This window comes from Micromonospora sp. URMC 106 (assembly GCF_051386395.1).
In the GTDB taxonomy this organism is placed as follows: Bacteria; Actinomycetota; Actinomycetes; order Mycobacteriales; family Micromonosporaceae; genus Micromonospora.
Genome location: NZ_JBPQTP010000086.1, coordinates 21,413 through 28,321, shown reverse-complemented (window position 1 = coordinate 28,321; position 6,909 = coordinate 21,413). Strand labels below are relative to the sequence as shown.

Genomic DNA, 6,909 nt, shown 5'->3' with positions numbered 1-6,909 from the left:
AACTGACCCCCGGCCAGATCGTCGTCGTCGACTGCGAAGGCGACCCGAACAACGTCGACAAGTCCAAGCTCGTCTTCCGAGGCGCCGACAAGCCGGCGGCCGGAACGCTCCCCGACGCCGGGGCGGTGACGGCATGACCGGCGTACGCGAGCACGAGCCCGCCACCGACACGCCCACCGAGGCGGACACGCTCCGCTTCCTGGGCCCCGTGGACGGCGGGCTGCCCGACGAGCCCTCTGCGGAGCACATCGGGACCGGACAGGTCCTCCGGCTGCTCACCCGGCAGTTGTTCGCGATCCCCGCCACCACGGACCCGGCCGTCCGGCCGGTGCCGGACGCGGCCCTGGAAGTGCCCACGGTGGACAACGGGGGGATCAGCGCGGACGGGCGCACCTGGCGCGTCCGGCTGCGCGGCGGCATCCGGTGGGACGCCCAGGCCGCCCGGGAGCTGACCGCCGGCGACGTCGTCCGTGGCCTCAAGCGCACCGCCCACCCCCTCGCCCGGTCGATGCGCCCGTACCTCGGCGAGATCATCGAGGGCATGGGGGACTACTACCGGGCGTACGACGAGGCGCTCGGGCACTGGGAGGCGCACGCCCCCGCCTTCGCCCAGTTCCAGCAGAGCACCCGGATCCCGGGGCTGCGCGCCGAGGGGGACACCGTCGTCCTGCGCCTCACCGCGCCGGCCAACGACCTCGTCGACCTGCTCGCCACGGGATTCACCGCGGCGGCTCCCCGGGAGTACGACTACTACGTGCCCGAGAGCCCGGAGCTGTACCGGTGCACGCCCTCCGCCGGGCCGTACCGCATCGCCAAGCGGCTGTCGCCGGGCGGCGACCTCGTCCTGGAACCCAACCCCCGCTGGGATCCGGGCACCGACCCGGTGCGCCGCCGCACCGCCCGGCGCATCGAGGTCGTCGCGTCGGCGGACGGCCAGCCGGTCGACCCGGCCTCCGACTTCGGGGTGCTGTCCTGGTCGGTGCCGTCACCGCGGGGCCGGTTCGCGGCCACGGGGTGCAGCTACTACCTCTCCGCCGGCGCCGGTGGGGCGGCCGAGCCCCACGCCGTACGGCACGCGCTGTCCTGGGCGCTCGACCGCGCGGCGCTCGCGGAGGCGGCGTGCGCGGCCGGTGCCGACGGCGCCGCCACCCAGCACGGCGTCCTGCAGCCGGGGCACGCGGCGTCGGAACGGGGCGCCGGCGGCGCACCCGATGCCGGTGACCGGGAGCGGGCGAGGCGCCTCCTCGCCGATGCCGGGCTCGGGGAGGGGAGCCGGCTGACGCTGGGTGTCCCGGCCGGTTCCCGGCTGGGCGCCGTCGCCGCCGCCCTGGTGGCGGTGCTGGCGCGGTACGGCATCACCGTCGTGCCGGTCCCGCTGGTCCCCTCCGGAGGACCGGGCGTCGACCTCGTGCTGCACGAGTGGGTGCCGGCCTGGGCCGGTGACGCCGGCCGCGACCTGGTGCACCGGGTGTGGCCGTCGGACGGCCGCGCCGGCGACCCGGTCGAGGTGGCCCGGGAGGCGCTGCGAGCCACGGAACCGGGCGCGGCGGTGACGCTGTGGCGTCGCTTCGACCGGCTGGCCACCATCGACCTGCGGCTCGTGCCGCTGCTCGTGGCGGCCTGGCCGCGGGCACGGGCGGACGCCGTGGCGGCCGGGGCGGCCCGGTGGTAGGGGCCGGAGCACCGTGCTGACCAGCCTGGCAGCGCAGCGGGCCGGTCGCCGGTGCGACCGGCCCGCCGTGCGCGCCTTCACCGCCTCCAGCATCGCGCGGCTACCGAACAGGCCGGGAGCGGGCCGGGTGCCACCGGGACCCGACCCGCTCCCGGCCTCGACGTAAGACCGGGCCCGCGGTCAGCGGATGCCGAACAGCGCCCGGTTGAGCACCGGCTTCGCGGTCTCCTGGAAGTCGATGTCGGGATCGAGCGACCGCACCGTGCCCTCCACCACGAGCAGCGACAGCAGCGGGAAGACCAGCTCCGGCGACGCGGCCACCCCGTAGCGGCGCTGCAGGTCGAACAACTCGCCGGCGAAGGCGATCAGGCTGAACTCCTTGGCCGACAGGCGGTAGCTGCGGGTCACCAGGTCCTTGACGCCCTCGGTGAAGGCCGGCACGTCCGCGTCGTCGGCCACGCCGATGGCGCTGTCCAGCACGATCGCGGCACAGCGGTCGCCCCGGCCGACCGACATGTTGAGGAAGAAGTCCGCGAACAGCTCGCGCATCTTCTCCGACAGTTGGACGCTGAAGCCCGCGTCCAGCACGACCACCTGCCCGCCGCGGGTGAAGTAGAGGTTGCCGGGATGCAGGTCACAGTGCACGAAGCCGTTGATGAACAGCATCTGGTAGACCACGGTCAGGGTCGACGCCGCGAACGTCCGGCGCATCGCGGGGGAGCACCGCGCGCCCGTGTCGACGGCCAGGTCGGGAATGAAGTCCATGACGATGGCGGCCGGCCGGCTCGCCGCCGCGTGCACCCGGGGCACCCGCACCCGCGGGACCGAGCCCAGGTCCTCCCGCAGCCGGTCGAGGTCACGCCCCTCGCGGCCGAGGTCGAGCTGTCCCAGTACCGAGTCGCAGAGGTTGTCCACCACCTCCCGCACCGGCACGCCACGGAACATCGGCAACCGGGCGACCACCGCGGCGCCCCGGCGCAGCAGGGCGAGATCGGCCGTCATCTGGGGGCCGATGCCGGGCCGGCGCAGCTTCACCGCGACCGTCGCCCCGTCGGCCAGGGTCGCCCGGTAGACGCAGGCGATGCTGCCGCTGGCCACCGGCGTCTCCTCGACGGAGGCGAAGACGGTGTGCAGGCGGTCGCCGTACACCTCCCGCAGCGCGGCCCGGCTCTGCGCGGCGTCCATCGGCGGCACGTCGTCCTGCAACACCGACAGCTCGTCGCAGAGCAGCGCCGGCACGACGTCGCGGCGGGTGCCCAGGACCTGCGCCGCCTTGATGAACGTCGGGCCGAGCCGGGCGACCGTCCGCGCGACCTCCCGGGCGAAGCGGCGCCGGCCGGCCGCCCGGCCGTGCCGCAGCGCCGTCGCGGCGGACGCCGCGAGCCCGGCGGCGAGCGAAGCGGTCGCCACCGCACCGATGACCACCGCGCGGGCGCCCAACCCCGCCCCGCTCGGCGCGAGCGGTGGACGGCGGGACCCGGAGGGTGGGGTGGCGCGCAGGGCCGCCGAGCCGAGGGGGGAGAGGCTGAAGATGAACTTGGACGGTACCATCGTGCGCCTTTCTGCCGAGGGGTCAGCAGGCCGGGTCAGGCGGTTGTCGCGGACAGCCCCGGCACGTCCAGCGCCCGCAGGCGCAGGTTGGCGGCATCGCCGTACCACAGCCGCAGCCCGTCCCAGGTCAGGCTGGTGGGCCTGCCGTCGACGTGGATCTGCAGCACGTTGCGCCCCGCCCGCAGGTCGAAGACGGTGATGGCCTCGCCGAGCCGGTCGGTGTGGGCGACGTACCGGTCGGTCACGGTCACCCCGGCGATCCCCAGCGGGGCGGGCACGGTGGCCAGGAGCCGGAGATCCGAGGCGTGCCGGAGCTCCAGCGCGTCTGACCAGCCCAGCCAGATGCCGTCCTTGCCCGCCTCCATCCCGCAGATCGGCACCCCCGGTCGCGGGCTCGGCACGTCCCGGAGGATGCCGCCGGACTGCGTGTCGCAGAGCCGCAGCGCCCCTTCGGTGGCGTAGAGCAGGTGCCCGCCGAGCGTGGTGAGCCCGGCCGTCAGGCCCGGGCAGGACAGGGTCTGCCCGGGGGTGCCGGTGCGCGGGTCGAGGCAGGTCACCTCCTCGCGGCCCTGGTCGGCGTACCAGAGTGCGTGGCCGGACCAGGTGAGGCCGGCGAGCTGGTCGGCGTCGATGGAGAGGTCGTGCACCGACGCCGCGGTGTAGATGATCATCGCTTGTCCGCCCGGTCGAGTTGACAGTCGAGGCGCCACCGGGTCACGTCCCGAGCGGCGGGACCGTCCGGGCGCCGGGGGCGCACGTGCACGGTGTCGCCCGCGGCGACCCGGGTGTGCCGCAGCGGCCAGACGAAGACCGCCCAGTTGCAGCCGGGGTACGAGGGCATGTTGGACAGTTCGACGCCCGGCGCCAGCGTGGCGGTGAAGTACCCGAGCACGCCGTGCAGCGTGCCGTCCCGGTCGAGCGGGAGGGTGAGCGGCCGGGCGGTGCGCAGGCCGGTGTCGCCCCGGCCGGTGTCCACCAGGACGGCCGGCTCGCCGAGCAGGACCGGCTCCCGGGTGAGGAAGTGCAGGTGCGCCGACGGCTCGACCAGCTCCTGGACCACGTCGAGCCGCATGCCGAGGAAGTCGTCGTTCCAGATGCCCCAGCCCTCGTCGTCGAACTGCACGGCGGCGAGCCGGGTGACCACCCGCTCCGGCACGACCGTCCCGCCGGGCCGCAGGTTGCGGCGGTTGAACGTGCGCAGGATGCGGGCCATGTCCTCCTCGGGCCCGAGGTTGCCCATCAGCTCGCAGACGGTCACGTCGACCTGACGGGGCAGCCGGGCGAGGCGGGCGTCCCCGACGATCAGGGTCACCCGGTCGTCCCAGTCGTTGGCCTTGATGATCCGGTCGGCGACGGCGGCGACCTGGGGGTCGGCCTCGACGGCGTAGACGTGGGCGGCGCCGTGCCGCAGGGCCAGCGCGGTGAGCGCCAGGGTGCCGGCGCCGACGTCGGCCACCACCGTGTCCTCGTCGACCGCCGCGGCCAGCGCCCGGTCGTACGACTCGATGCGGTGGCGGTCACCGAGCATCGCCTGGTGCATGAGCAGGTGGCGTTGGTCCATCCGGCATCTCCCGCCCGTCGACCGGGGCAATCTACTGGAGAATCATATAGCAGAAATTGACGCTTGTCCCCTGTCTCAGCGACCGGTGTGGCAGCCGCAGGTGCAGCCGACGGAGGGCGGCTCGCCGTCCACACCGTGCTCGCGCAGGAGCTGCCGGGCCAGGGCGTGCACCGTGCCGAGCATCCGGTACCGCCGGCCCGACGAGCTGTGCCGGACCTCCAGGACCGACTTGTCCACGAGCCGCTCCAACAGCATCTGCACCGTACGCGGCTCGCCGGCCATCGCCTTGTCGGCGACGGCCGCCGCCTCCAGGCAGAACGCGGCCGGCATCGCGCCGAGGGCGGTGAAGCACCGTTGCTCGGCCGGGTCGAGCAGCTCGATGCTGCGGTGCACGGCGGCGTGCAGCGAGCGGTGGTGACTGGGCACGCCCCGGCGGGGCGGCTGGATCCGGCGCAGCGGGTCCCCGACCCCGTCCACCAGCGTCTCCAGCCGCTGGGTCCGCAGGCAGGCCGCGGCGAGTTCGATGGCCAGCGGCAGCCCGTCGAGCGCCCGGCACACCGCCGCCACCGCCTCGACGTTGGACTCCGTGAGCCGGAATCCCGGCCGCACCTGCGCCGCCCGCCGGGCGAACAACTGCAGGGCGGGCTGCGCGGCCAGGTGGCCCGGTTCCGCGTCCACGTCGAGCGGTCGCACCGGGTACACCGCCTCGTAGGGCAGGCCGAGCAGTTCCCGCGAGGTCAGCAGGATGGTGATCTGGGGACAGTTCCGCAGGATGTCGTCGGCCAGGTCGGCGGCTTCGTCGGTGACCAGCTCGGCGTTGTCGAGCACGAGCAGGAGCTTGCGGTCGTGCAGCCGGTGCACCAGCGGCTCGGGGCGGCCGGCGCCCCGGGTCGGTGGCTCGTCGACGGCGGCCTCGACCGCCCGCGTCAGGTCCGGGCCGGTGCGGACGTTCGCCAGGTCGATCACCGCCACGCCGTCGGCGAACCGCTCCCGCAGTTCCTCCGCCGCCGCCAGGCCGAGCGCGGTCTTGCCGACGCCGGCCGCGCCGGTCAGGCTCACCAGGCGGTACTCGCGCAGCAGGTCGCAGGTCGCCGCGAGGTCCGCCGCGCGGCCGATCAGGTCGTCGACCACCGGCGCCGGCCCCCGCCACGGTGGCTGGTGGACGCCGGGCCGGGCGTCCAGCACCTCCCGGTACGCCGCCGTGAGTTCGGGACCCGGGTCGACGCCCAGGTCGAGCTTGAGTCTCGTGCGCACGTCGGCGTACCGCTCGATGGCCCACGCGCGCTGGCCGATGTGCGTGAGTGCCTGCAGCACCCGGGCCTGCACTCGCTCGTTGAGCGGCTCCGCCTGGGCCAGCCGCTCGGCCAGCGGCAGCACCGCGTCCGGCCGTCGCAGCTCGAGGCCGATCGCGATGTAGTCGAGCGCGGCGGCCAGGAACTCCTGTCGCAGCGGGCCGATGTCGTCCTGCTCGGCCAGCAGCGCGGACAGGTCCCCGACCTGGGGATCCTGCCACTGGTCGATGCTCTCGCCGTACCGGGCGAAGGCGCTGTCGAGCTCGCCGCCCTCCCGCAGGGCCGACGCCTTCCGGATGCCCGCCCGGAACACCTGCAGATCGAGTTGGTCGTCGGCGACGGTCAGCCGGTATCCGCCCGGCACCGACACGATGACGTTGGTGCGCTGGCGCCGAGGCGTGTCGGGCTCGACCGCGTGGCGCAGCCGCGCGACGTAGGTGTGCACGAGGTTGGCGGCCCGCGTCGGTGGCTGTCCCGCCCAGAGCGCGGCGATCAAGTCGTCCAGCGGCACATGTCGTCCGGCCCGCAGGGCCAGCAGGGCGAGGACCGCCCGCTGCTTCGGGGGGCCGAGGTCGACCTCCCTGCCGCGAATCGTCGCTCGGACGGGACCGAGGATCTGAATTCGGAGTTCGATCTCGGTCCGGTTCACACGTCCCCCAGCTGTCGTGGCGCTGTGCTCAGTGCTCCTCTACTTTAAGTGAAGAACTTCCATACTTAAAGAGGCGGAGCTGTCGCACTGGGTAGCCGCCCCGGGTTCATCCCGGCGTCAAGTGGCCGTCAAGAGCGGTCCCGGACACTGGCCTGCGGCAACCGGCGGCACCGATCGAATCGTG

The 6,909-nt window shown here is 74.4% G+C and carries 5 protein-coding genes and 1 pseudogene; 2 read left to right on the top strand and 4 right to left on the bottom strand.

From position 1 onward, the window contains the following. A pseudogene (locus ACSNOB_RS23385) lies at positions 1-137 on the top strand (AAA family ATPase); the annotation flags it as partial. Further along, the gene (locus ACSNOB_RS23380; protein ID WP_436688589.1) at positions 134-1,672 is read left to right on the top strand and encodes an ABC transporter substrate-binding protein; all 1,539 of its coding nucleotides are present in this window, start codon (positions 134-136) and stop codon (positions 1,670-1,672) included. The pseudogene ACSNOB_RS23385 and the gene ACSNOB_RS23380, both read left to right, overlap by 4 nt. Before the next feature lie 180 nt (positions 1,673-1,852). On the opposite strand, the gene ACSNOB_RS23375 is transcribed toward ACSNOB_RS23380, so the two are convergent. The 4 genes from ACSNOB_RS23375 to ACSNOB_RS23360 all read right to left on the bottom strand — a co-directional run bounded on the left by ACSNOB_RS23375 (position 1,853) and on the right by ACSNOB_RS23360 (position 6,725). After that, positions 1,853-3,223 (bottom strand): ABC1 kinase family protein, encoded by a 1,371-nt coding sequence (locus ACSNOB_RS23375; protein ID WP_436688588.1) that lies wholly within the window; start codon positions 3,221-3,223, stop codon positions 1,853-1,855. A 35-nt stretch (positions 3,224-3,258) separates the two neighbouring features. After that, positions 3,259-3,894: a hypothetical protein gene (locus ACSNOB_RS23370; protein WP_436688587.1), complete on the bottom strand. Its 636-nt coding sequence runs from the start codon at positions 3,892-3,894 to the stop codon at positions 3,259-3,261. Continuing rightward, on the bottom strand, positions 3,891-4,784 hold the full coding sequence (locus ACSNOB_RS23365) for a methyltransferase domain-containing protein (protein WP_436688586.1): 894 nt from the start codon (positions 4,782-4,784) through the stop codon (positions 3,891-3,893). Before ACSNOB_RS23365 ends, ACSNOB_RS23370 begins: the two co-directional genes overlap by 4 nt. Positions 4,785-4,859: 75 nt before the next feature. Then, positions 4,860-6,725 (bottom strand): BTAD domain-containing putative transcriptional regulator, encoded by a 1,866-nt coding sequence (locus tag ACSNOB_RS23360; protein ID WP_436688585.1) that lies wholly within the window; start codon positions 6,723-6,725, stop codon positions 4,860-4,862. Positions 6,726-6,909 lie beyond the last annotated feature (184 nt).